Here is a 24,831-nt window from a genome sequence, read left to right as displayed (position 1 = left end):
TTTATGGTTCACTAATTTTATTAAATAGCGTATGGCGAAAATAAATAATGCTTAGTTACAGACACTCCTTTCATGCGGGTAACCCTGCCGATGTACTTAAACATTTAGTGTTAGCGCAAGTGCTGGGTTATCAAACAATAAAAGATAAGCCGCTTGACTATATCGATACGCATTCGGGTGCTGGTTTTTTTGAGCTGGCAGCACCAGACGCGCAAAAAACCCAAGAGTACCAAGATGGCATAGAAAAACTTTGGCAACATACCAGTCAGCACGGTGCCTTAAACGACTACATTGAATTAATAAAATCGTTTAATGAAAGTTCGTCTCTGGCTTTTTACCCAGGTTCCCCAAAAATCGCCGAACACTTTTTACGCCGCCAAGATAAGGGCTGGTTTTTTGAGTTGCATCCGCGAGATTTGGTATTACTTGAAGAAAACATGCAAGGTAAGCGCTCTATTCGAGTGCGCGGCGAAAATGGGTTTGCGGGCTTAATTGGTTTATTACCGCCAGCCTCGCGCAGAGCCTGTGTGTTAATAGACCCACCTTATGAAATAAAAGACGATTACAATACGGTAGTACAAACCATTGTCAAAGCCCACCAACGCTTTGCGACGGGTACATATATGATCTGGTATCCGGTTGTGGACAGAGAACGTATTGATAATATGGAGCAGGGTTTAATTGACGCGGGAATTAAAAATATTCAATTATTTGAATTAGGTACCGAAGCAGATACAGAAGTACATGGTATGACCGCCTCTGGAATGATAGTGATAAATCCACCATGGAAGCTGAAACAAACTATGGATGACGTGTTACCTGAACTAGTAAGCTTGTTGAGTAAGCCTAGTGGTTTTTACCGTAGCGAGCAGTTAGTCGCCGAATAAAAATAAATAAGCCCAGTTTAACTGGGCTTATTTATTTGCTTAGATGTGGGGTATTGTTACGTTCTTAATCAAAAGTAAACAGCGTTAAAGGTAGCAAGTTGGTTGCCTGCCTCATTTTGTAATACTAATTTTTCACCATTAATTTGCCATTGCGTTGCTGCCTGAAGCACAGCCGCCATCGCGCTTTCTTGTTCCATATTGTCATGACACATTTTTTGCGTGGTAGCTAACTGCGTAAAAGTCACTGCTTGCTTCGATACTTCATAACCGCCATTAAAGTTATTACATCCTAAAAAGCCGTGTACGGTGTTATCACTATTAAACTGAATAAATGGTTCTTTGGTATTCACTACAACGGGGTTGCCATCGATTGAAACGGCTTTGAAATAGGTGTTTACTAAGTCAACGTCTGGCTTTGGCGCTACTTTTGAAACAATAATTTCTAAAGGCTCTGATGAGGCCGTATTATCAAAAGGCGAGTTACTCGTTGTGCTGGTGTATAGCAAGTTTCCTTGATTATTAATGGTTGCACGCACGCTATAGCGGTGAGTTGGGTCAATCTTTTCAAGGTTATACTCAAGCTCTACTTTATAAGGCGGTGCGCCTACTAAATCAATTACCTGCTCAGAGATAACCGTTGCTGCCACATCCATTTTTGACACATCAACCAAGGTAACGGTTAGCTGTGAATTAGGCGCAATTAGGCTGCGATCTAAGTAACTAACTTGCACAGGTAAGGTGGTCATTGTTTGCGCCACAGCACTATTTTGTTGTGCTGCGTCATCGTTACATGCGCTCAGCATAAGTGTACCACTTGCTAGAAAACACAAGCCTGCAATCGACTTTAACATTGAATTTGGCTTCGATGAGAACATAAGAGTTCCTTGATGGAGTATGGTATGAGGTCGCTAGCATACGGTTGAATTGCTTAATCATTGCTTAACTAGCAAATAAAGAAAGTCGAGATATAAAAAAAGGCGCTAGGCGCCTTGATTTATTACTTATTTTTTTACGTATTTAGTTAAAATTACAATACGCTGTCCATCAACACGTCCTTCAATATGTTCAGGGTTGCTGGTTAAGCCAATATTGCGCACGGCTGTACCGCGCTTTGCTGTTAAGCTGCTACCTTTCACATCTAAATCTTTTATTAACGTGACGGTGTCGCCAGCTTGTAGTACTACACCATTGCTATCAATGTGTTTAATATCATCATCTTCAGCAAGCGCTTGCTGCGCCCATGTTAATGTGTCTTCTTCAAGGTAAATCATATCTAGCGCGTCTTGTGCCCATCCGTTATCAGCTGCTAACTGAGTCAGCATGCGATAAGCAACAACTTGTACCGCAGGTGTTTGACTCCACATACTGTCATTTAAGCAATGCCAATGGGTCGGGGTTAAATCGCTATTGCCTTCAATTTGATCTTTACATGTTTGACAGGTGTAGATGCATTTATCTGAATGAGCTTCGGTAACAGGAGGAACTTCGTATACAGTTAGGTCGTCTGTTGCTGCGCAGAGTTCACATTGGTTACTGCTACGTTCTATTAAGGCTTGTTCAATGCTCATATAAGGGACTCTTTTTTGTGAGTTTATAAAAAATTAATAATCGCATTATACCTTATAACCATAACCTTTGGGTATGCTTAGAGCAGTTGTAAACTCAAAAACCCTATAAAAAATGAGGATACTAATAATTCTGCTCTAGGGTTATAAATTTAGTCTTATTTGTTTGTTTTTAATCTAATTAAAATTGCAGCAAGTCTTTAAAGTTTCACTATACTGGTTAAATAATAAAAAATAATGATGACATCACTGTTAAGTAGGAAGATTAATGCCAAATAATCTAGAGGTAAAAAATTCATCTATTTTGGTTACTCAATATATTGCTAGGCAACCAATTTTTGACGGTGATAAAAGTATTTTTGCTTATGAATTGCTCTATCGAGATTCAGTTAATAATGCTTTTCCTGTAGGAACAACTGACGGGCAAGCCACTGGGCGACTTTTTTTTAATGCGTTAATGCTGGTTGGCATAGAAAAGCTAACGCTCAATCAAACTGCGTTTATTAATTTATCGAGCGAGGGGCTTTTAGAGGATTTGCCTAAATTATTACAGCCTGAGAATACTGTAATTGAAATTGTTGAGCGTACTGAAAATATAGAGCTTGTTGTTGAGAGAGTGATAGAGTTAAAAAAAGCAGGATATGTATTTGCGTTAGATGACTACGACTCACATGAAAAATGGCAACCATTACTCAGTTTGGTTGATTATATTAAGCTTGAAGTTGAAGAGCCGGTAATAAAAACCAGCATGTTGCTGAAAAAGCTCAAACGCAATTTTCCTAATATTAAAATAGTGGTTGAGCGAATTGAAACCTATGATGAATTTAGGCAGCTTAAAGAGGCTGGATGCGATTACTTTCAAGGGTTCTTTTTTGCACATCCGGAAATGTTAAGTTACAACAGTATCGAACCTCTAAAAATGGCTGTTTTAGACTTACTGCGTTGCACATCCCGCACAGATTTAGACTTTAATGAAATTAATCTACGCATTTCTAAAGATGTCGGTTTGACTGCACGCGTCCTAAAACTAGTGAATGCTCGCTCTGCTAATAAAAATTTAGTGATAACGTCTATTCCTCAGGCGGTTGTGTATTTAGGGGAAGATTCTATTAGAAAGTTTGTACGAGTATTGGCGCTAAGCGAACTTGGCTCAGACAAGCCCAGTGAACTTACTCGTTTAGGCTTATGTCGAGCGCAGTTCATGCAAATAATTTTAGAACCAGGCGGAAAAGTCATTGCAGAACAAGGTTATTTAGTCGGCTTAATGTCGGTGCTTGATGCTATTTTAGATATGGAGCTGGAAGCTATTGCTAAAGAGTTTAGTTTAGGGGCTGAGTTATCCGGTGCACTATTAAGTTTTGAAGGCATGATGGGTAATTCTTTACATTTAATAAAAGCGGTAGAGGAAGATAATTGGCAATTGGCTAAAAAGTTGTTAGAAACTATTCGCCCAGCCTCGAATATTGAGACCGTATTTAGCGCCATGTTGGATGCACGCCAGTATGCGGATGAACTATTGGCCACTATTATTGAGCAAGACTAACGCAAAACGTTTGGGTATGATTGGCACATATTGATTTTACTTAGTATTACACCATGCGTTTATTTTTACCTATTACCACTATTTTAATTGCCTTAGCTTTATTAATTCCCGGGGTGACTCAGCCCGTACTGAGTATGGAAGGTAAAATTGATAAGTCTAAACTTGCTGAGGCGGGCATTGAAATGTTGGCAGATGAAGGGAATCAAAACACCCGTAATATGCTAATGATGATCTCGAGTATGTTGGGGTTAGATAAACTTGAAGGCGAGATCAGCGCTTATCAAAAAACGCGCAGTATTTGGGGCACCGTTAACGAGCTGGCCGATAACAAAAACTACTTAGTGGCGATATTAGTGGCGTTTTTTTCAATGGTGATCCCAACAATTAAGCTGCTGCTTCAATTGTTGTATTGTGTGCTGAAGGAGACTTCGTTTAAGCACAATCTTGGTAAGGTGATTATCGGTTTAAGTAAATGGAGTATGGTGGATGTGTTTGTTATTGCATTAATAGTGGCTTACATGGCTGGTAATGCAAACGCGAACTCAGAAGATTTACTTAATATGCATGCTGAGTTTGGTACTGGTTTTTGGTATTTTACCGGCTATTGCTTGTTCGCCATTGCGGCCAGTAGCTTCATAAAGCCAGTAGTAAAAACCAGTTAATTATTGAGTTTTAAACACAGTTCCCATAAACTTTAAACGTCTATTTATTTTTAGGTTAATTCATTGCAACGTATTTACTGTATTTTACTCACGCTAACTTTGTTACTCACTTTTGTGGGTCAAGCCGTTGCGTCTGTATCTATGGTATGTGATATGCCGCATACGAACATGGCAACCCATGCATCGATGCAGCATAGTAAGATGGCAATGAGTGACGATGCTGATACAACAACCATGTCTATGGATTGCTGTAGTGAGCAAAGCACGTTAACCCAAGATTGCAGTTGCCCGATGAGTGCTTGTAGTTCGCATTCAGCCTTGCATGTAAACTCACTATTTATAGCCTCCAAATTACCCTCTGAAAAAGTGCAACATGCTGTAATACAGCATCAAGTTAACTTTGCACGTTCTCTTTACCGTCCTCCTATGCCTGCATAATCGCAGGGTAGGTGTATTTAAAATTTAGTTATTTAGCTTATTGTCATCTATCTGCTTATAAATTTAATCGTTTTCATTCGTTATTTTTAAATTTAAGTGGAGCAAGTGATGAATCACTTCGCAGTATTAAAATCCGTGTGTATAAGTAGCTTGTTGAGTATTAGTGTCTCTGTACACAGTGCTGAACTAGGTTTAAATGAGGCAATTAACTATGCCTTAAACCATGAGCCCTGGCTTAAAGCTAGCAAGCAAAAACAATCATCAATTGAAGCAAAAAGTATTGCCGCAGGAACCTTACCTGATCCAGTGCTTACATTAGGGTTAATGAACCTACCAACTAATGGTTTTGCTTTTGATCAAGAAAATATGACCCAATTTAAGGTGGGAATTAGCCAATCACTGAGCCGAGGCGATAGCCTAGCACTTCAACAAAAGGCCCTTTCTCAGTCAGCTGCAGCAGAGCCTTGGCTGCGCAAAGATAGACTCGCGCAAGTAAAAACCATAGTTACTGAGTCATGGCTCAATGCTTATAGAGCGCAACGAAGCATTGCACTAATTGAGCAAGATAAAGCTTTGTTTACCCAGCTCATTGATATTACAGAATCAAGCTATGTAAGCTCGGTGGGCAAAACACGCCAACAAGATATTATTCGAGCGCAATTAGAGTTAACCCGCCTTGAAGATAAATTAATACAACTGGAGCAGCAGCTACAAGGTGCTAAAAAGCGGCTAACACAATGGTTGCCTATCGCTATGCTGAGCCAGCCTGTCAGTGATGACTTTTCAGAGCTTACAGCATTAAAAAACTACACCGAGTTAGAGTATCAGCAATTAATGACCATGCTATTAAAGCACCCTGCAATTATGGCAATGGATAATGCAATAGTGGTAAAGCAAACTCAAATTAGTGTGGCTGAGCAAGGCTATAAACCGCAAATTGGCGTTAATATGGGGTACGGTTATCGTGATGACATGCCAATGGGTGGCTCGCGAGCAGACCTTTTCTCTGTGGGTATAAGTATTGATTTACCGCTGTTTACCGATAACCGCCAAGACCAACTAGTAAATGCTGCCATTGCTGATAGCGAAGAAGCTAAAACACAAAAATTAATAGCCCTTAAAAAGCTACAAGGGATGTACTTTAAGGAAGTTAGCCAGTTAGCGCGGCTTCATCAGCGCGCCGAGCTTTATCAAGCCAAGCTGCTGCCGCAAATGGCTGAGCAAGCTCAAGCGACCCTAAATGCCTACACTCGCGATGATGGTAATTTCTCAGATGTGATGCAAGCGCGTATTAGTCAATTAAATGCCAAGATAGACGCCCTAAACATTCATGTTGATCAAAAGATAATTATTGCAAGGTTAAATTATTACGCCAGTGCTGATGATACCAGCTTAAAAAACACACCACAGCAGGAGCCGAGCTATGAATACTAATTTAAAATTATTACTGGTGGCTATATGTAGTGCGGCATTAACTACGGGGATATTATTAAGCTTACCTAGTGAGCACTCTATGCCAACTGACAGTAAAGCCAGTAGTAAAAAAGAGCCGCTTTATTGGGTGGCACCTATGGATAGTAATTATCGTCGTGACGAACCTGGTTTATCGCCCATGGGCATGGATTTAGTGCCTGTTTACGAAGAGTCAGACAGTGGCGCAAATGAAGGGCCTGGCAGTATTAAAATTTCACCCACAGTGATTAATAATTTAGGTGTGCGCACCGCCCCTGTTGCGTTTGCTGCACTTGAAAATGAAGTTAACACGGTAGGTTATGTGCAATACAACCAAGACCAGCTAATTCATATTCATCCGCGGGTAGAGGGATGGGTCGAAACCTTATACGTTAAAGCCGCGGGTGATCAGGTTAAACAAGATGAGCCACTTTATACCTTATATTCACCACAGTTAGTGAATGCACAAGAAGAATTTGTGTTGGCGTTAAAGCGCAATAATCCGGTGCTAATTCGTGCCGCTAAAGCCCGATTAAAATCGCTCAATGTGTCTGATGGCTTCATTTCACGCCTGCAAAAAAGCCAGCAAGTACTGCAAAACATAACGTTTTATGCCCGCCAAGGTGGTGTTGTTGATGAGCTTAATATTCGCGAAGGATTTTATGTTAAACCTGATACCTCAATGATGAGTATTGCTCAGCTTGATGAAGTATGGGTTGAGGCTGAGGTATTTGAGCGTCAAGCAGAACTTATTCGTGTTGGCTTGCCTGTAACCATGACACTCGATTATTTAAGTGGTCAACGTTGGCAAGGGCAAGTGGATTATATTTACCCTACCTTAGATGCTAAAAATCGTACTTTAAGAGTGCGTTTGCGCTTTGATAACCAAGGCCATCAGTTAAAGCCTAATATGTTTGCTCAAGTCAGTATTCATAGTCAAGTAGCTGAAAAACATTTAATCGTACCTAAAGAAGCTGTTATTCGCACTGGTAGCCAAAACCGTGTTGTAGTTGCACTTGGGGAAGGTCGTTTTAAATCGGTCGAGGTAACTTTAGGGCGAAGTGATGCGGCTAATACCGAAATTTTATCAGGTGTTATGGCAGACGATGAAGTGGTTACTTCAGCACAGTTTTTAATTGATTCAGAGTCGAGTAAAAACTCTGACTTTAAACGTATGCAAGCAGTTGCGCATAACAGTATGCAAATGAGTGATGCCAACCCAAATACGGCAACTGTGAATGGAGTAATTAATAGTATTGATGCTAATAATCGTATTGTGAATATCAGCCGTGAGGCAATTGAAAAGTGGGGCCGAGGACCTGCAACAATGGACTTTATACTAGCAAAAAATGTAATGACTGAGATGCTTAAGCCTAATGATGAAGTTACTTTTACCTTTAGCATTGAGCAAGGTGAATTTGTGATTCATACAATAACGCCTGTGCATGCTACGCACAGTCAGCATCACTAGGAGTGGTTATGATTACTGCAATTATTCGCTGGTCTGTTGTTAACCGTTTTTTTGTTTTATTACTGACCGCAATACTGGTTGGTGGCGGCTTGTTTGCTGCAAAAAACACGCCTGTAGATGCCTTACCCGACTTATCAGATGTACAGGTTATTGTTAAAACCTCTTATCCCGGGCAAGCGCCGCAAGTAGTGCAAGATCAGGTTACATTCCCGATTACCACGGCAATGCTATCGGTACCTGGGGCGCAAACAGTACGCGGTTTTTCTTTCTTTGGCGACTCCTACGTGTACGTTATTTTTGACGAAGACACTGATTTATACTGGGCACGAAGTCGTGTTCAGGAATATCTAAGTCAAGTATCTGCCCGTTTGCCTAGTACGGCAATTGCAGAGCTTGGCCCCGATGCCACCGGCGTTGGCTGGGTGTATTTATATGCACTCACTGATACCACCGGTAAGCATGACCTAAGCCAATTACGCAGTTTACAAGATTGGTTTTTAAAATTTGAACTGCAAACTGTACCCGGTGTGTCCGAAGTGGCATCGGTAGGCGGCATGGTCAAACAATACCAAGTAAACGTTCAGCCCGATAAGCTTCGTGCTTATGGTATTCCGCTAAGCCTTATTCAAACTGCCATTAAGCAAGGCAATCAAGAAATGGGTGCATCGGTAGTTGAGATGGCAGAAGCTGAATACATGGTAACCAGTACTGGCTACGTAAAAAGTGTTGCTGATTTAGAAGCCATTCCTTTAGGTATAAACGCTAACGGTACTGCACTACAGTTACGTGATGTTGCTAATGTGCGTTTAGGTCCGCAAATGCGCCGCGGTGTTGCCGAGCTTAACGGCGAAGGCGAGGTGGCAGGTGGCGTAGTGGTTATGCGTTTTGGTGAAAACGCGCAAAAAACCATAGAGCTCGTTAAAGCTAAATTAGAGTCACTTAAAAAAGGGCTACCAGAGGGGGTTGAAATTGTACCTGTGTACGACCGCTCTCATTTAATAAAAGACGCAGTTGATAACCTCACCTCTAAATTAATGGAAGAGCTTATTGTAGTGGCTTTAGTGTGTGTGGTGTTTTTATTCCATGTACGCTCATCTTTGGTGGCTATTATTACCTTACCGTTAGGCATACTCACCGCTTTTATTATTATGTACTGGCAGGGTATTAACGCCAATATCATGTCATTAGGCGGGATTGCTATAGCGATTGGTGCTATGACCGATGGTGCGATTGTGATGATTGAAAATATGCACAAGCACATGGAGAAACAGCCACTAACAGATGAAAACCGTTGGCAAGTGGTGATTGACTCTGCCAGTGAAGTTGGGCCTGCGTTATTTTTTAGCTTATTAATAATTACCGTGAGTTTTATGCCGGTATTTATTTTAGAAGCTCAGGAAGGACGAATGTTTGCGCCATTAGCGTACACAAAAACCTATGCAATGGCAGCTTCTGCTGGATTAGCAATTACCTTAGTACCCGTGCTGATGGGTTATTTCATTCGTGGTAAGGTGATATCTGAAAATAAAAACCCAGTTAACCGTTTACTGGTAAATAGTTATAAGCCGCTGTTAAACCTAGTACTAAAATTTCCAAAAAGCACCTTGCTGATTGCGCTAGTTATCACTTTAGTGGGCTTTTATCCGGTAAATAAAATAGGCAGTGAATTTATTCCACCTCTTGATGAAGGTGATCTAATGTATATGCCGACTACTTACCCAGGAATTTCAATAGGTAAAGCGCGCGAGCTATTGCAGCAAACCGATAAATTGATTGCCACTGTTCCCGAGGTAAAAACCGTATTTGGTAAAATTGGACGAGCGGAAACGGCAACCGATCCGGCACCACTGACCATGATTGAAACCTTTATACAGTTTAAGCCTAAGGCTCTGTGGCGCGAAGGCATGACCACTGAAAAGCTCAAACAAGAGCTGGATGCTTTAGTTAAGTTTCCTGGGTTAACTAACGCTTGGGTAATGCCAATTAAAACGCGGATAGACATGCTGGCTACTGGGATTAAAACCCCTGTGGGTATAAAAGTCGCGGGCCCTAATTTGAATGAGATTCAAAAAATAGGTCAACAAATAGAGGTGTTACTTAAAGATCTTCCCGGTACGGCGTCTGTTTATTCAGAGCGTGTAGCGGGTGGACGTTATATTAAGGTAGATATTAACCGTGAAAAAGCAGCGCGCTACAGTTTAAATATTGCTGATGTGCAACAAGTAGTCGCAACCGCTATTGGCGGTATGAACGTGACTGAAACGGTTGAGGGTCAAGAGCGCTACCCGGTTAATCTTCGTTATCCGCAAGCGTACCGTGACTCCCCTGAAGAACTGATGCTTTTACCTATTGTTACTCCAACGGGTCAACGTATCGCACTTGCTGATGTGGCGGATGTATTTATTAGTGATGGCCCACCTGGAATAAAAAGTGAAAATGCCCGTTTAAATGGTTGGAGCTTTATTGATATTAAAGATACAGATATTGGCAGCTATGTAGCAAATGCCCAGCAGTTGCTAAACGAGCAGCTAATTTTACCCGCAGGGTATTCTATAACTTGGGCAGGGCAATACGAATACATGGAGCGTGCTAAAGCTAAACTAAGTTATGTGTTGCCGCTAACCTTAGCCATTATTGTAGTGCTGCTTTATCTTAACTTTAGAAGCTTCACCGAGGTATTTATTATTATGGCGACTTTACCACTGGCGATGATAGGCGGTATCTGGCTAATGTACTTAGAAGGCTTTAACTTCTCTGTTGCTGTGGGGGTCGGCTTTATTGCCCTTGCTGGGGTGGCCGTAGAAATAGGCGTTATAATGTTGGTGTATTTAAACCAAGCCTATAAAGCGCAGGTAGAGGCTGCTTCTAAAATGGGTAAAAGCTTGAGTACAGAGCAGCTTAAACAGGCGATACTAGAAGGTGCGGGTCTACGAGTACGTCCGGTAATGATGACAGTGGCAACCATAGTGATTGGCTTATTACCGGTGCTTTATGGCACAGGCACGGGTAGTGAAGTAATGAGCCGAATAGCCGCCCCCATGGTTGGCGGTATGTTTAGCGCCATTGTTTTAACATTGCTGGTATTGCCTGCTGTGTATTTATTGTGGCGAAAGCGCAACCTATAATATTTACACTGATTGTGTAACTTGTACTGAAAATATCAGTACAAGTTAGGCAATCCTTTCTTTATCTACTGATTTTATTGCATTTCTTATTGGCATGATTCACGCATCTATTTAATCAATAGGTTTTAAAAAGTAAGGAACGCACATGCAAGTTAAAACAATTCAAGAAGTGTTCGATTGGACCGTTCAGTTTCATACACAAATGGCGGCTAATTTTTTTAGTGTAAGGGATTTACTTGGAGAGCATAACAAACAGTTAATCGATTATTGTGTTGAGTATGAAAAAAAACTCGCTGAGGATTTAATTGGCTTTAAAGCAATCACTGAAATAAATACTTTAGATACATACTGCTATGAATATTTTTCAGAGCACTCAGAAATTATCAGCTTTACTGATTTAGATCGCAGTAATGAGCTAGATGAACTAGCGATTCAGGAGTATTTATCTCAGCAGCATCAAAAAGTATTAAATGCATACAGTTATTTGGCAGATAAAGCGCAGTCACCTGAGGCTCAAGAAAAGCTAGGGGAGATCTTACAGCTCGAAGAGCAAGGTTTGAAGCAGATGATGCAAAGTATTAATCGTCATGCAGACATGTAGGACTGGGTGTTATGCATAAAAAAGGCGCTATAATTAGCGCCTTTTTCGTGTTCATGATAATAGAGCTGATTTAGCTTTGCTCTACATCAACCACTAAGTCACTCGTAATTGACTCAAGTGCATTGATAACTTCTTCTTTATTCAACCCGTTAGGCAGGCTCACGGTGGCAACAGCACTAAATATAGGCACTCCCCAGTTTGGCGCACTTTGCTGCCTAGAGTTTAAGTTTGTAATGTTCGCGCCTTTATGGCGAATAACACTTGCTAGTTCTTGCACTATACCAGGGCGATCGTTACCGGTGATCACAAAATTAAGTTGCTCAAGCTCTACAGGCTCAATTTCAGTGTTGCCCTTTTCAATGCGAACATCTAACTTAGGAAGCCCATTGAGCGCATTTTGAAATGTCTGTAAATGCTCTTCAGCCACTTCAACCTGTATAATGCCTGCAAAGTGCCCGAGTAAGTGACTCAAATTACTGCTTAACCAATTGCCATGGTTTTCCAATATAACCGAGGAAATACTTTCTACTAAACCGGGGCGATCTTCCCCTAAAATAGTTATTACCAACTGCTTCATAATAGTTCTCTTTTTAAGCCCAAATGAAAAAATAAATGCATAGGCATTAAGTGATGCTATCTAATGTATGTGATTCTAAATGTATGTAAAAGCTAACCACAAAAGGATTGTTACATCTTAAGAGGTTACTTTGTTGTTGTTATATTAGATGCCCATAGAGTATTGTCTTGGATAAATAGTTTGTCCAATTAATAATTGATTTAGTTCATTAAGAACGTATAAATAAATACAATCACTACTACAAACAATACTTTAATCTTATTTAAAGTCGTGATTTTGCTTAAAATCCACTCATAAAGTTGAAAGTTTAATCTGCAAAGACAAACAGACTCTATATAAGTAAAGAATTATTACGACTGTAACATTACTGTCACTTTGATGAAATATAATGCGCCCAACGTTAAGATATAAGGGTGTTTTGATGACTTCAAATCCGAATAAACCGACTTTTAATACGGATCGAAGCCGTCTATTTAAAGACCGGTTTGCTAAGTTTGGCATAACCGCAGGCGGTATAATGGTATTAATAGCACTGCTATTGATCTTCTTTTACCTTCTTTATGTAGTGCAGCCTATTTTCGAGTCAGCTAAAGTTGAAAAACGCGCTAGCTTTAATGTTGCTAATGCTGAGCAAATAGTAGGGCTTGGTGTTGAGGAGCAAACTGAGGTTGCTTATTTACTTGATGATCAAGGTCAAGTTAACTTCTACAGTGTTGATAAAGCAAAGTTTGGTAAAAAACTAAAAACACTTAATGCTACTTTACCCGCGCAGGTAACCAGTTTTGCAAATAGTGCTCCTTTTCAAGGGCATTATGCGTATGGTTTAGAAAATGGCACAGTGACAATTGTAGCACCTAAGTTTTTAGTCACCTTCCCTAATAATGAGCGTAAGCTAACTCCGCGTTTAGGTTATCCACTGGGTGAAATGGCACTCGAAGTTGATGAGCAAGGTGCCGCTATTAAGCGTTTTGCCTTTAGCCATTATGAAGACAAAACAGCCGTTGTGGCACTTACTGCCGATAAACGTGTGGTATTTAGTAGCTTTGTAGCCGAAGAAAATATGTTTACCGGTGAAGTTGAATGGCAAGTAGAACGCACCGAGCTTAACGTTGATGGTCGCGTAGATGAGCTATTAATGTCGCCAGATACCACCCGCACATTTGTTCGTTCTGCCAATCAAATTTACGTATTCGATACCCGCTACCCAAGTGAAGTTGAGCAAATTCAATTATTATCTGCCAATGAAGAAAACGCGAATATAGTGTCATCGCAACTATTGGCTGGTGCAAACTCACTGATGTTGGCCAATGATAACGGTGAAATATCCCAGTGGTTTGAAATCAATATAGACTCAGGGCGTGAATTTCAAAAAATCCGTTCGTTTGAAACTACCAAACAAAGCAAGCTGAATATTTTTACTGAGTTTTATCGTCGTACCTTTTTTACAACAGGTCAAAATGGTGAATTAGGGCTTTATTACACCACCAGCGAAGCAAAGTTATGGCAAGGTAAAGTCAGTGATGGTGAAATTGAACAGTTTGCTATTGCCCCGCGTTCAAATGCGGCGCTAATTTTAGCTGATAACAAGCTGACGGTTTTAGAAATTCATAACGAGCATCCAGAAGTAACGTGGTCAGCGCTTTGGCAAGAGGTGTGGTACGAAGGCTATCCTGAGCCGGGTTATATTTGGCAATCTACTTCTGCCAGTGATGATTTTGAATCGAAGTTTTCACTAGTGCCAATTTCATTTGGTACTTTAAAAGCTGCTATGTACGCAATGTTATTTGCTGTACCTATTGCTATTTCAGCCGCTATTTATACCGCTTATTTTATGTCGAGCGAATTGCGCCGTGTGGTAAAGCCAACGGTTGAAATAATGGAAGCTCTGCCTACGGTAATACTCGGCTTTTTAGCTGGTTTGTGGTTAGCGCCTTTAATTGAAGAGCACTTGCCGGCTATTGTTGGTTTATTGGTGTTACTGCCATTGGGTATTTTAGCAACCGCTTTAGGCTGGAATAAATTACCTGCGGTTATTCGCCATAAAATCCCTGAAGGCTCACATTCAATTTTATTAATACCTGTGGTGTTATTTATTGGTTGGTTGTCGTTTGCGATGAGCGAAAGTATTGAGTTATGGATGTTTGATGGCAATGTGCGTCAATACCTAACCAATGAATTAGGCATGACCTTCGATCAGCGTAATTCATTAGTAGTGGGTATCGCGATGGGCTTTGCGGTTATTCCAACTATTTTCTCAATTGCCGAAGATGCGGTATTCAGTGTGCCTAAACATTTATCAAATGGCTCGTTAGCATTAGGTGCTACGCAGTGGCAAACCCTAATTCGTGTGGTGTTATTAACCGCCAGCCCAGGTATTTTTTCTGCAGTAATGATGGGATTAGGCCGTGCCGTAGGCGAAACTATGATTGTACTTATGGCTACCGGTAATACCCCAATTATGGATTGGAGTATTTTCCAAGGCATGCGTACCTTAGCCGCTAATATCGCCGTCGAAATGCCAGAGTCGGAAGTAGGGAGTTCGCATTACCGAATTCTATTCTTAGCCGCCTTTGTATTATTCATATTCACCTTTATTTTCAACACCGTTGCTGAATTTGTTCGTCAGCAGCTGCGTGAAAAATATAGCTCAATGTAAGTGGAGAAACACGACATGGTAAAGCAGTGGTTTAGGTCTGGTTCTCCTTGGATTTGGATGACCGGTGGTGCTGTCAGCATCAGTTTAATTTCAGTAATTGGTTTACTCGCCATGATTGCATGGAAGGGATTGAGCTTTTTTTGGCCATCTCAAGTTATGCAGTATGAGCTTGAAGGTTCAATTGCGAAGCAAACCGTTATTGGTGAAATTTATGACCGTGAATTAGTACCTAAGTCGCGTTTAGCGGCAACCGGTATTGATGTTTCTAAATTTGAAAAAGACGAGGTTGAGCGTTTACTAATTAAAACAGGTAACCGTGAGTATGTTGATTTAGATTTTCGCTGGATACTCGAAACCGATATCAAACAAAGCTCAGCGCCTAAAGCACTTGCGGTGTTTGAGCGCAGCAAAAACGGTAATTTTTACGGGTATGTAGAAAGCGTCATTAAAGACGGTCAGACGGTAACAGCAGATAAAGTTGAAACCTTACATGACCTTGTAGAGCGTGCGGTTGACTTAAACGACGAAGCGCTTGATTTACAAAATGGCGACATAGGGCATATTAACTATGAGCTAGAGCGTTTACGTTTACAGGAAAAAGCCTACTTGCTTGATAACGAGCTAACCGACGAACGTGTTGCTGAACTTGCTCAAGCGCGTGCTGATTTACGTACGAAATATGGCGAATTAGAAAAAGAGTTATTCGCACTGCGTAAACAGGCTAAACGTGACCAAGTAACCGTAAAGGATATGCGTGGTGAGGTTGTTACAATCCCGCTATATCAAGTGTTGGATGTATGGTTTCCAAACGATATGGGCTTTTTTGCTAAACTAGGTCATTACTTTGTGCAGTTAGGTAAGTTTGTTTCAGATGACCCACGTGAAGCCAATACCGAAGGTGGCGTATTTCCTGCTATTTTTGGTACGGTATTTATGGTGATGTTAATGGCTGTGATTGTAACGCCATTTGGCGTGGTTGCTGCTATTTACTTACATGAATATGCGGCTAAAAACGCAATTACTAAAATGATCCGTATTGCGGTTATTAACTTGGCGGGTGTTCCGTCTATTGTATACGGCGTATTTGGCTTAGGCTTCTTTGTTTATATGGTTGGTGGTAGTGTTGACCAATTATTTTATCCTGAGTCATCGCCTACCCCTGTATTTGGTACACCTGGCGTGATGTGGTCGGCACTTACCTTGGCTATATTAACGTTGCCTGTGGTAATAGTGTCAACCGAAGAAGGTTTATCTCGTATTCCTAGTACAGTGCGCGATGGTTCATTAGCACTGGGTGCGACTAAGGTAGAAACGCTATGGCGAATCATTATTCCTATGGCCAGCCCTGCAATTATGACGGGGTTAATTTTAGCGGTTGCTCGTGCTGCGGGTGAAGTTGCACCGCTTATGCTGGTGGGTGTGGTAAAAATGGCGCCAACGTTACCGCTTGATGGTAACTTCCCATATATACATTTAGACAGAAAGTTCATGCACTTAGGTTTTCATATTTACGATGTTGGCTTTCAAAGCCCGAACGTTGAAGCGGCGCGTCCGCTGGTATATGCAACGGCCTTTTTGTTAGTGTCGGTTATTATTACCCTTAACATCACAGCCATTGGTATACGTAACCATTTACGTGAAAAATTCAGATCGCTTGAGCATTAATTTAGTATAGGTAACAAACATGATTACAGTCGCTCCAAAAGTAAACCAAGCAAAGCCAAGCTTGAAGTTAGATTTAAATAATTTAACAGACGAACAAAAAGCGCTAGAAATTAAAGATCTCGACCTTTACTACGGTGATAAACAAGCACTGAGTAAAGTAAATATGAATATTCCTAAAGGCCAAGTAACGGCATTTATCGGCCCGTCAGGTTGTGGTAAATCAACCTTATTGCGTTGTATAAACCGCATGAACGACTTGGTTGATATTTGTCGTATTGAAGGCGAAATCATGCTGCATGGGCAAAATATTTACGATAAAAGCGTTGATGTTGCAGCCCTTCGTCGTAATGTCGGCATGGTGTTTCAGCGTCCAAACCCATTTCCAAAATCAATTTATGAGAATGTGGTTTACGGTCTTCGCCTGCAAGGCATTAAAGAAAAGCGTAAGCTAGATGAAGTGGTAGAGCAATCGCTACGTGGTGCGGCTCTTTGGGATGAAGTAAAAGACCGACTGCACGATAGCGCATTTGGTTTATCGGGTGGTCAGCAGCAACGTTTAGTTATTGCCCGCTCTATTGCGATTGAACCTGAGGTATTACTACTTGATGAACCAACATCAGCACTCGATCCGATTTCAACCTTAGTAATCGAAGAGCTAATTAATGATTTAAAGAATAAATTTACCGTGGTTATTGTTACTCACAACATGCAACAAGCGGCCCGTGTTTCAGATCAAACAGCGTTTATGTATATGGGTGAGCTGATTGAGTATTCTGATACTAATACCTTATTTACGACGCCTACGAAGAAAAAAACAGAAGATTATATTACTGGTCGTTACGGCTAGTCGGGTTAAAACGCGAAAGCAATGAATTATTAAAGAAGGTCATTATGGAACACAACATTAATAAACATATTTCTGGTCGTTTTAATCAAGAGCTAGAAGATGTTCGTAATCATGTATTAAGCATGGGTGGATTGGTTGAGCAACAACTTAATAGCGCGCTTGATGCAGTAAGCCAAAACGATGCGGTATTGGCACAAAAAGTACGTGAAAACGACTACAAGGTTAATGCAATGGAAGTCAGTATTGATGAAGATTGCACCCGTATTATTGCTAAGCGCCAACCAGCAGCCAGTGATTTACGTTTGGTTATTGCAATAGCAAAAACCATTGCCGATTTAGAAAGAATTGGCGATGAAGCTAAGCGAATTGCTAAAGTTGCACTAGACTCATTTACTAAGGATCAACAAGATTTATTAGTAAACATTGAAAATATGGGTCGCCAAGTATCTAAAATGTTGCATGACGTTTTAGATGCGTTTGCACGTATGGATGTGCAACGCGCATTTGAAGTGCACAAAGAGGATGCTAAAGTAGATAGAGAGTATGAAGCAATTACTCGTCAAATAATGACCTACATGATGGAAGATCCGCGCTCAATTCCAAAAATTATGGATTTAGTATGGTCTGTTCGCTCATTAGAGCGTATCGGTGATCGTTGTCAAAACATCGCTGAATATGTCATTTATTTTGTAAACGGCAAAGATATTCGTCATACATCTCAAGAAGATATTGAAAAATCACTGTAGTGATACGAATAACTAAAAAATATCAAAGGCAGTAATACACTGCCTTTTTTATTTTTTGTAAATAATTGAATAAGAAAAAGCGTTCACAATCTAGCTTAATGCTGTAAAATTCAGGTTGAACAGCATATTGAATTGATTAAAGGGTCAGTTATGCCAACAAATTTTTTAGGTGTTTTTGCAAAATCACCTATAAAGCCAATAGAAGAACACATCAGAAAGGCTCATCAAGCTAGCGAAAGTTTGATACCTTTTTTTAATCATGTTTTTAAAGAAGAGTGGCAACAAGCAGAAGAGCTACGTTTAACCATTCGTAATATAGAACGTGAAGCTGATGAAATGAAAAGAACTATACGTTTACAATTACCTGGCGGATTATTTATGCCGGTAGAGCGTACAGATCTGCTCGAATTAGTAACCCAACAAGACAAAATTGCTAACAAGGCAAAAGACATTGCTGGGCGTGTAATTGGTCGTGAGATGATCATACCAAAAGAGATTCAAGAAGACTTTTTGGCATACGTAACTCGTTGTGTTGATGCAACTAAACAAGCATCTAAAGCGATCAATGAGTTAGAAGAATTGTTAGAAACGGGCTTTAAAGGCAGAGAAGTAACTCTGGTTGAAAAAATGCTCGTAGAATTGGATGCCATAGAACAAGACACGGATGAAATGCAAATTAGAATACGCCGCCAACTACGTAAAGTAGAAAGTGAGCTAAATCCAGTTGATGTGATGTTTTTATACAAAATCATTGAATGGGTTGGCGAGCTTGCAGATATTGCAGAGCGCGTAGGATCACGTCTTGAGCTGATGTTAGCTCGTTAATTTAAAATCAGTTCAAACACGAAAGATTAAGGTTACACAATGGATATCATTGCATCTTACGGCACGGTATTAATTTTAATTGCCGCAGCAGTCGGCTTTTTTATGGCTTATGGTATTGGCGCAAACGACGTTGCCAACGCGATGGGTACATCAGTAGGTTCAAAAGCACTTACCATTAAACAAGCGATTTTTATCGCGATGATTTTTGAGTTCGCAGGTGCTTATTTAGCGGGTGGTGAAGTAACATCAACAATTCGTAAAGGGATTATTGATGCGGCCCCATTTGCCGATATTCCTGAGCTGATGGTTTTAGGTATGATCGCCTCTTTATTCGCCGCAGGCAGTTGGTTATTAATGGCCTCATTTTTAGGTTGGCCGGTATCGACTACTCATTCAATCATTGGCGCTATTATTGGTTTTGCTCTAGTTGCAGTAGGTACAGAGGCTATTCAATGGGGTAAAGTTGCCGGTATTGTAGGTAGCTGGGTTGTAACGCCAGCGATATCAGGTTTTATAGCTTACTTAATATTTATGAGTGCGCAAAAGCTGATTTTTGACACCGACGCTCCACTTAAAAACGCAAAGCGTTTTGTACCAATATACATGGGTTTAGCTGGCTTTATCATGGCACTTGTGACCATTAAAAAAGGCTTAAAGCACATTGGTATTAATTTAGGTACCGTTGAAGGTTTTGCTATTTCTATTGGTATAGCGGTACTGGTTGCTGTTATTGGTAAAATTGCTATTTCTCGTTTAAATATCGATCCTAAAGCGGATAGAGAAATGCAGTTTAACAATGTAGAAAAAGTATTTGCGGTACTTATGGTACTAACAGCTTGTTGTATGGCATTCGCTCATGGTTCTAACGATGTTGCTAATGCAATTGGGCCTCTAGCTGCTGTTGTAAACATTGTTGAAAACAATGGTGAAATTGCGAAGAAAGCCGCTATTGCTTGGTGGATATTACCACTAGGTGGTTTAGGTATTGTTGCCGGTCTTGCTATTTTAGGTAAAAAAGTAATTAAAACCATTGGTGAAGGTATTACTCATTTAACACCAAGCCGTGGTTTTGCTGCTGAATTAGCTGCTGCCTCTACCGTTGTTATTGCATCGGGCACAGGCTTACCTATTTCAACCACACAAACCCTAGTAGGCGCTGTGTTGGGTGTAGGTATGGCACGTGGAATTGCCGCACTTAACATGGGTGTAATAAGAAATATTGTAGTTTCTTGGGTAATTACATTGCCAGTTGGTGCTGCCCTTGCTATTGTTATTTTCTACGTACTAAGAACCGCCTTTGGGGTTTAATAAAAAGTACTTAAAAGACTTTTAGCTTGAAAAGATCTCAATGCCCTTGGTGTTGGGGTCTTTTTATTTGTGGAAAGAAAAATGACCAATCTCCCTAGTATTAAACAGCTGCAGTATTTATTAGCTGTGCATCAACATCAACATTTTGGCCGAGCAGCAAGTGCCTGTTTTATTGGTCAGTCAACGCTCAGTACTGCGATTCAAAACCTAGAGGAAACTTTAGGATGTCAGCTTATAGAGCGAGAAAATCGCAGCCTAATGTTTACCACTATTGGTGAAGAGGTGGTTGAGCGTTCAAGAAAAATAATCAACGATACTATTAGTTTAAAAGAGTTAACTAAAAGCTTTTTAACACCGCTTAGTGGTACATTAACAGTAGGTGTTATTCCTACGATTGCGAGCTTTATTGCAGCGCCTTTGTATCACTTTTGTCAGCAAACATTTGTAGATTTAGAGTTGGTACTGATTGAAGACACCAGCGATAAGTTACTTGATAAGTTAGAGCATGGTCAAATTGATTTAGCATTATTAGCGCTGCCCTACGAAACCGATAAATTTCATACCCAAGTATTAGCGCAAGATCACTTTAGTTTAGTGCACCATAAAGACTACACACCAGCTAAAGGCATTGAAGACTTTAATTTACTACCAGAAGCCAGTGTATTTTTACTTGAGCGAGAACACTGTATGACAGGGCATGCGCTCAGTGCGTGCCATTTAAATCGCTCTAGCTGTATAAACCCCTTTGAGGCGGCTAGCTTACATACTTTATTGAGTATGGTTGAGTATAAACTTGGCGTGACGTTTTTGCCGCAAATGGCGATTAATGCAGGTATTTTAGAAAACAAAAACATGCTAGCTACGCCATCACAAGGCGATGCTTATCGCGATATTGGTGTATTGTGGCGTAAAACAACAGGGCGCATTCGTGACTTTAAATTGTTTAGCCAACAATTAGAGGTCTTTTTGAAAAAGCAGTGTAGTGTTGATTTTAAATAGGTAAAAAAAAGCGTATTTTAATTAATACGCTAAATAACACGGGGAATTATAGAGGCTGCTTATGCTGGCTGTGGTAGCTCTCTAGCGGCGGTAAAAATAGTAAGTAAACCCATACAACAACATTAAAGTACGGGACTAGCCCAAGCACTGTAAAGGTTTTTACAGGGTAGCCTTTAATCTGGGCATACTTGTAACATTGAAGCGCAATAGCAAAGTGTATAAACAATAATAACGTGATTAGTTGCGTCATAAACATCCTCCTTATGCCCCTATGTCCACCTTTAACAGTATAGACATCTAGACGATAAGAAATAAAGATGTCACGTAAAATCAAGGTAATCACTTAATTTTCGTGACATTGTGCTGCCGATAAGCAAAGTATAGGTTAGATGGGCAAATTTGGAAGTAATAAATTGCTTAAATTTGTTTATTAATGTTTATAGTGACGTGAGGGTGTCTTGATAAAAAATAGGGTTGTTTTTAATTTTCTCTAACTCAATCAGTACCTTGTCAATTGGTACAGGGCGAGCAATAAAGTAGCCTTGCCCATAGTCGATACCAATTTCTTTAAGTGCAAAAAATACTTCTGCAGTTTCTACATATTCGGCAACAGAGCGCTTATCTAGTGAGCGACTGATGTCATTTATGGCTTTCACTAGCGCTAAGTCAATGGAGTCATTGAGCATATCGCGAACAAATGAGCCGTCAATTTTTACGTGTTGGGCTGGTAATTGTTTAAGGTAATTAAAGGTACTGAAGCCGGTGCCAAAGTCATCAATTGAAAAGTGGCAACCTAAATTATTTAGTCGTTCAATCATTTTTCGTGTCGCCGCTAAATTATTAATACTGGCCGATTCGGTTATTTCAAAAATAATTTTCGCAGGAGACACTTGATACTTCTCAAGGGTCGACTCTATTAATGGCAGCAAACGCTCATCTAAAAATGACTGTGCCGATAAGTTTATTGCAATTTGAAGAAGCTCTGGATGTGCAGCAACACTCGCAATGCTGTTACGAATAACACATTGGTCCATTAAAAAGGTATCGTTAAGCATTTCCAATGAGGGAATAAATTGATTAGGGTAAATAAGTTCGTCGTCTAGCTTTAACCTTAGCAGTACTTCAAAGTAGGCAACCTGATTAGTTTTAAAATCCCAAATGGGTTGATAATGAAGCTCTATGCTGTCTTGTTGGAGTGCTTGACGTACCCCATGGCCCCACTCTAAACCCGTTTGCAGCGCATTGTTCTCACCATCTTGTTTTGAATAACAATGTACTAAGTTACGGCCTAAATTTTTAGCAATATATAACGCAATATCTGACTGCTTTAAGCATTCATTTGGATCGCAGTTATCAGCGGTAATTTGGGTTAAACCAATCGAGCAACTAATTGAATAGATTTGCTCTTCAGATTTAAATTGGTTGCCTTCAATGGCACTACAAATCCCTTCTGCAATTAAATGTGCATCCAATAAATTGGTATTTTTAAGTATCACCGCAAACTCATCACCACCGACACGGCAGATCAGATGCTCATTACTAATATTGGCAATAAATAGCTGCGCCACTTCTTTTAAAACAATGTCACCTTGTTGGTGGCCTTTACTGTCATTTATTATTTTAAAGTGGTCAAGGTCAATATAAATAAGCGCATGTTCAATATTTGTATGGGTGTTTTCGCTCTGGCAAATATAGTTAAGCTGTTGGTCAAAATAATAACGGTTGTGTAGTCCTGTTAAGGTGTCATGCAGGGCTAAATGGCGCAATTGCAACTCTGCTTGTTTGCGCTCATGAATGTTATCGAGTGTGGCGGTGATAGTGGCGTTGTTGCTGCTATTTTTTATTAACTGAAGCCGACATTCTACCCACACTGAGTTACCATTTTTTTGGCTCAGTTTAACTTCTATTTTTTGTTTGTTCGCACCACCTTGTAAAATATCATCAATTGTTGATTGTAATGACTGTTTATGTTCTGTGGTACAAAAAGCAGTGAGTGGTTGTTGTAAGGTCGACTTAACTCCAAAGCCGCTCAGAGATTCCCATGCAGGGTTTATAAAGCGAATATTCCCTTGTTGGTCTAGTTCAAGTACAACCGTGTTTAAGTGCAATAAAATACGCTGATGTGCTGAAAACAGGTCGCGATATTTAACTTCACTAATACTTAGCTGCTGTACCTTATTAGCAAACTCAGCATAGCTCACCATAAAATCTTCTCGACGAGCAGCATGATCACAGACTTTATTTAAAAATGAGGGATCGTAAGGAGCACGAATAAAATCGGTAACGCCAGAAAGTAATAATTGCTCAGCGTAATCGGCATCGTTTTTATCAATAATAGTAACAATGGCTTGTTGAGGGTTATGCTGCAGAATCTTTTCAACTAATTGATTTGAACTCTCAGCTTGTGCTGCAGTGGCATCGAGTAGCACGATAGCAAACGGCTGCTGATTATAGGCACTTAACGCGGCTTTTTCGTTAGTAACATGAGTAATTGCAAAGTTTAGCTTTAACTGTTCACTCATATCATTTGCCCTGCTGGCAAAGGGTTCTAATAACAATAGGTTTAAGCGACTACTTTTTTCTAAATGGCTCGACAACACGTTTGCTAGTATTTGCGGCAGAATATCTTGGCGCTCAAAAGGCAGTACCGCATCTATGCCATAGCTACGTGCAGTAGTCTCGGCGATTCGCTCACAATAAATGGGCGGAATTAGCAAAATAGGCGTGTTTTTAGGCGTGTTTAGTAATCCAGAGCGGATCATACGGGAAAACCGCCAACCATCAATTTTACCTACATCTAAGCCAGTTATGATTATATTTACGCTTTGATTTTTTAATATTTTTAGGGCGTCTTGGCTGTCTGATGCTTCAATGAACTCAAACACATTAAGCCTCTCTAACGTGGCACGAATAGTCTGGCGCTCATCATTACTTGCATTCAATATTAGCAATTTAAGCTGTTTTGCCACGTAGGTACCACTCCGAGAGATGCAGATCATAAAACAGTAAGAGTAATGATATTTAACGATAAGAACAAGCGTATTTAACCGCTATTTTAAATGTAGTTCATTGGTGGCTAATTAGGGAGAATATAGGGGTTATCTTGAGCTTCATTAGTAATAGAAATTAGGGAGAATATAGGGGTTATCTTGAGCTTCAATACTAATAGTTAAATACCCAAATCACCTCAAAATGCAGAATTCAGCGCTTCACAGGGGCTTAATATCAAGGCGATACTTTGCAGTAATGGTAGTCCCTTTCAAGAAGTAGCAACGATGAGAGTATGCCCCTGTGAAACGCCCACGGGTTGGCTTAAAAGCGATTTATACTGCGTTATTGATATTAATAATAGAACCACTATTATTTGCAATCAATGCCTTGCCTAAATCGCTTTTAATTCCAACTGAAACTCGCATTTTGAGGTGGTTTAAATATACCCAAACCACCTCAAAATGCAGAATTCA

20 protein-coding genes are annotated in these 24,831 nt (G+C 40.2%); 15 read left to right on the top strand and 5 right to left on the bottom strand.

From position 1 onward, the window contains the following. Positions 1 to 47 precede the first annotated feature (47 nt). Entirely contained in the window at positions 48 to 887 is an 840-nt protein-coding gene (locus CWB78_RS13780; protein ID WP_055012396.1) for a 23S rRNA (adenine(2030)-N(6))-methyltransferase RlmJ, read from the top strand. Between the two features lie 68 nt (positions 888 to 955). Here the strand turns inward: CWB78_RS13780 and CWB78_RS13775 are convergent, their stop codons facing one another. Both CWB78_RS13775 and CWB78_RS13770 read right to left on the bottom strand, forming a co-directional pair. After that, positions 956 to 1,762, bottom strand: coding sequence for an META domain-containing protein (locus CWB78_RS13775; RefSeq protein WP_010391719.1), 807 nt, complete (start codon positions 1,760 to 1,762; stop codon positions 956 to 958). Positions 1,763 to 1,888: 126 nt separating this feature from the next. After that, on the bottom strand, positions 1,889 to 2,455 hold the full coding sequence (locus tag CWB78_RS13770) for a PhnA domain-containing protein (RefSeq protein WP_076921864.1): 567 nt from the start codon (positions 2,453 to 2,455) through the stop codon (positions 1,889 to 1,891). 265 nt (positions 2,456 to 2,720) lie between these two features. Between CWB78_RS13770 and CWB78_RS13765 the strand changes: the two genes are divergently transcribed. The 7 genes from CWB78_RS13765 (at position 2,721) to CWB78_RS13735 (ending at position 11,744) form a co-directional block, all read left to right on the top strand. After that, entirely contained in the window at positions 2,721 to 3,995 is a 1,275-nt protein-coding gene (locus tag CWB78_RS13765) for an EAL and HDOD domain-containing protein (RefSeq protein ID WP_138596088.1), read from the top strand. A 53-nt stretch (positions 3,996 to 4,048) separates the two neighbouring features. Next, positions 4,049 to 4,657 (top strand): paraquat-inducible protein A, encoded by a 609-nt coding sequence (locus CWB78_RS13760; RefSeq protein ID WP_010391723.1) that lies wholly within the window; start codon positions 4,049 to 4,051, stop codon positions 4,655 to 4,657. A 63-nt stretch (positions 4,658 to 4,720) separates the two neighbouring features. Next, entirely contained in the window at positions 4,721 to 5,095 is a 375-nt protein-coding gene (locus CWB78_RS13755) for a hypothetical protein (RefSeq protein WP_075169911.1), read from the top strand. Between the two features lie 108 nt (positions 5,096 to 5,203). After that, entirely contained in the window at positions 5,204 to 6,529 is a 1,326-nt protein-coding gene (locus tag CWB78_RS13750) for a TolC family protein (RefSeq protein ID WP_138596086.1), read from the top strand. Beyond that, positions 6,519 to 8,018, top strand: a complete 1,500-nt coding sequence (locus CWB78_RS13745; RefSeq protein WP_054202640.1) for an efflux RND transporter periplasmic adaptor subunit — start codon at positions 6,519 to 6,521, stop codon at positions 8,016 to 8,018. Before CWB78_RS13750 ends, CWB78_RS13745 begins: the two co-directional genes overlap by 11 nt. Before the next feature lie 8 nt (positions 8,019 to 8,026). Next, positions 8,027 to 11,143, top strand: a complete 3,117-nt coding sequence (locus tag CWB78_RS13740) for an efflux RND transporter permease subunit (RefSeq protein WP_138596084.1) — start codon at positions 8,027 to 8,029, stop codon at positions 11,141 to 11,143. A 145-nt stretch (positions 11,144 to 11,288) separates the two neighbouring features. Further along, complete coding sequence (locus CWB78_RS13735; protein WP_010391728.1) at positions 11,289 to 11,744, top strand: hypothetical protein; 456 nt, start codon at positions 11,289 to 11,291, stop codon at positions 11,742 to 11,744. Positions 11,745 to 11,814: 70 nt separating this feature from the next. On the opposite strand, the gene CWB78_RS13730 is transcribed toward CWB78_RS13735, so the two are convergent. After that, entirely contained in the window at positions 11,815 to 12,321 is a 507-nt protein-coding gene (locus CWB78_RS13730) for a glycine cleavage system transcriptional repressor (RefSeq protein ID WP_010391731.1), read from the bottom strand. A gap of 421 nt (positions 12,322 to 12,742) precedes the next feature. Between CWB78_RS13730 and CWB78_RS13725 the strand changes: the two genes are divergently transcribed. The 7 genes from CWB78_RS13725 to CWB78_RS13695 all read left to right on the top strand — a co-directional run bounded on the left by CWB78_RS13725 (position 12,743) and on the right by CWB78_RS13695 (position 21,367). Next, entirely contained in the window at positions 12,743 to 14,977 is a 2,235-nt protein-coding gene (locus CWB78_RS13725; protein ID WP_138596082.1) for an ABC transporter permease subunit, read from the top strand. A gap of 15 nt (positions 14,978 to 14,992) precedes the next feature. Continuing rightward, the gene (pstA, locus tag CWB78_RS13720) at positions 14,993 to 16,642 is read left to right on the top strand and encodes a phosphate ABC transporter permease PstA (RefSeq protein WP_054202637.1); all 1,650 of its coding nucleotides are present in this window, start codon (positions 14,993 to 14,995) and stop codon (positions 16,640 to 16,642) included. A gap of 19 nt (positions 16,643 to 16,661) precedes the next feature. Then, entirely contained in the window at positions 16,662 to 17,489 is an 828-nt protein-coding gene (gene pstB / locus CWB78_RS13715) for a phosphate ABC transporter ATP-binding protein PstB (protein WP_008114812.1), read from the top strand. A 44-nt stretch (positions 17,490 to 17,533) separates the two neighbouring features. After that, on the top strand, positions 17,534 to 18,235 hold the full coding sequence (gene phoU, locus CWB78_RS13710) for a phosphate signaling complex protein PhoU (RefSeq protein ID WP_010391735.1): 702 nt from the start codon (positions 17,534 to 17,536) through the stop codon (positions 18,233 to 18,235). Positions 18,236 to 18,385: 150 nt separating this feature from the next. Next, the gene (locus CWB78_RS13705; RefSeq protein WP_010391736.1) at positions 18,386 to 19,060 is read left to right on the top strand and encodes a TIGR00153 family protein; all 675 of its coding nucleotides are present in this window, start codon (positions 18,386 to 18,388) and stop codon (positions 19,058 to 19,060) included. A 39-nt stretch (positions 19,061 to 19,099) separates the two neighbouring features. Beyond that, positions 19,100 to 20,368 carry an inorganic phosphate transporter gene (locus tag CWB78_RS13700; RefSeq protein ID WP_055012403.1) on the top strand — a complete coding sequence of 423 codons (1,269 nt, stop codon included), beginning with the start codon at positions 19,100 to 19,102 and terminating at the stop codon, positions 20,366 to 20,368. A gap of 81 nt (positions 20,369 to 20,449) precedes the next feature. Further along, positions 20,450 to 21,367 (top strand): hydrogen peroxide-inducible genes activator, encoded by a 918-nt coding sequence (locus CWB78_RS13695; RefSeq protein ID WP_010391738.1) that lies wholly within the window; start codon positions 20,450 to 20,452, stop codon positions 21,365 to 21,367. A 46-nt stretch (positions 21,368 to 21,413) separates the two neighbouring features. On the opposite strand, the gene CWB78_RS13690 is transcribed toward CWB78_RS13695, so the two are convergent. Together CWB78_RS13690 and CWB78_RS13685 are read right to left on the bottom strand one after the other, a co-directional pair. Continuing rightward, positions 21,414 to 21,617 carry a hypothetical protein gene (locus CWB78_RS13690; RefSeq protein ID WP_010391740.1) on the bottom strand — a complete coding sequence of 68 codons (204 nt, stop codon included), beginning with the start codon at positions 21,615 to 21,617 and terminating at the stop codon, positions 21,414 to 21,416. Between the two features lie 187 nt (positions 21,618 to 21,804). Then, entirely contained in the window at positions 21,805 to 24,336 is a 2,532-nt protein-coding gene (locus CWB78_RS13685) for an EAL domain-containing protein (protein ID WP_138596080.1), read from the bottom strand. Positions 24,337 to 24,831: the final 495 nt, after the last annotated feature.

The sequence above is a fragment of the Pseudoalteromonas sp. S1612 genome, assembly GCF_005887175.1.
Lineage (GTDB): Bacteria > Pseudomonadota > Gammaproteobacteria > Enterobacterales > Alteromonadaceae > Pseudoalteromonas > Pseudoalteromonas undina.
This window is presented reverse-complemented; position numbering and strand designations above follow the sequence as displayed.

What these genes read in the sequence shown, in the direction of transcription:
- CWB78_RS13780 (WP_055012396.1), top strand. Translation starts at nt 48, where the DNA reads ATGCTTAGTTACAGACACTCCTTTCATGCGGGTAACCCTGCCGATGTA.
- CWB78_RS13775 (WP_010391719.1), bottom strand. Translation starts at nt 1,762, where the DNA reads ATGTTCTCATCGAAGCCAAATTCAATGTTAAAGTCGATTGCAGGCTTG.
- CWB78_RS13770 (WP_076921864.1), bottom strand. Translation starts at nt 2,455, where the DNA reads ATGAGCATTGAACAAGCCTTAATAGAACGTAGCAGTAACCAATGTGAA.
- CWB78_RS13765 (WP_138596088.1), top strand. Translation starts at nt 2,721, where the DNA reads ATGCCAAATAATCTAGAGGTAAAAAATTCATCTATTTTGGTTACTCAA.
- CWB78_RS13760 (WP_010391723.1), top strand. Translation starts at nt 4,049, where the DNA reads ATGCGTTTATTTTTACCTATTACCACTATTTTAATTGCCTTAGCTTTA.
- CWB78_RS13750 (WP_138596086.1), top strand. Translation starts at nt 5,204, where the DNA reads ATGAATCACTTCGCAGTATTAAAATCCGTGTGTATAAGTAGCTTGTTG.
- CWB78_RS13745 (WP_054202640.1), top strand. Translation starts at nt 6,519, where the DNA reads ATGAATACTAATTTAAAATTATTACTGGTGGCTATATGTAGTGCGGCA.
- CWB78_RS13740 (WP_138596084.1), top strand. Translation starts at nt 8,027, where the DNA reads ATGATTACTGCAATTATTCGCTGGTCTGTTGTTAACCGTTTTTTTGTT.
- CWB78_RS13735 (WP_010391728.1), top strand. Translation starts at nt 11,289, where the DNA reads ATGCAAGTTAAAACAATTCAAGAAGTGTTCGATTGGACCGTTCAGTTT.
- CWB78_RS13730 (WP_010391731.1), bottom strand. Translation starts at nt 12,321, where the DNA reads ATGAAGCAGTTGGTAATAACTATTTTAGGGGAAGATCGCCCCGGTTTA.
- CWB78_RS13725 (WP_138596082.1), top strand. Translation starts at nt 12,743, where the DNA reads ATGACTTCAAATCCGAATAAACCGACTTTTAATACGGATCGAAGCCGT.
- pstA (WP_054202637.1), top strand. Translation starts at nt 14,993, where the DNA reads ATGGTAAAGCAGTGGTTTAGGTCTGGTTCTCCTTGGATTTGGATGACC.
- pstB (WP_008114812.1), top strand. Translation starts at nt 16,662, where the DNA reads ATGATTACAGTCGCTCCAAAAGTAAACCAAGCAAAGCCAAGCTTGAAG.
- phoU (WP_010391735.1), top strand. Translation starts at nt 17,534, where the DNA reads ATGGAACACAACATTAATAAACATATTTCTGGTCGTTTTAATCAAGAG.
- CWB78_RS13705 (WP_010391736.1), top strand. Translation starts at nt 18,386, where the DNA reads ATGCCAACAAATTTTTTAGGTGTTTTTGCAAAATCACCTATAAAGCCA.
- CWB78_RS13700 (WP_055012403.1), top strand. Translation starts at nt 19,100, where the DNA reads ATGGATATCATTGCATCTTACGGCACGGTATTAATTTTAATTGCCGCA.
- CWB78_RS13695 (WP_010391738.1), top strand. Translation starts at nt 20,450, where the DNA reads ATGACCAATCTCCCTAGTATTAAACAGCTGCAGTATTTATTAGCTGTG.
- CWB78_RS13690 (WP_010391740.1), bottom strand. Translation starts at nt 21,617, where the DNA reads ATGACGCAACTAATCACGTTATTATTGTTTATACACTTTGCTATTGCG.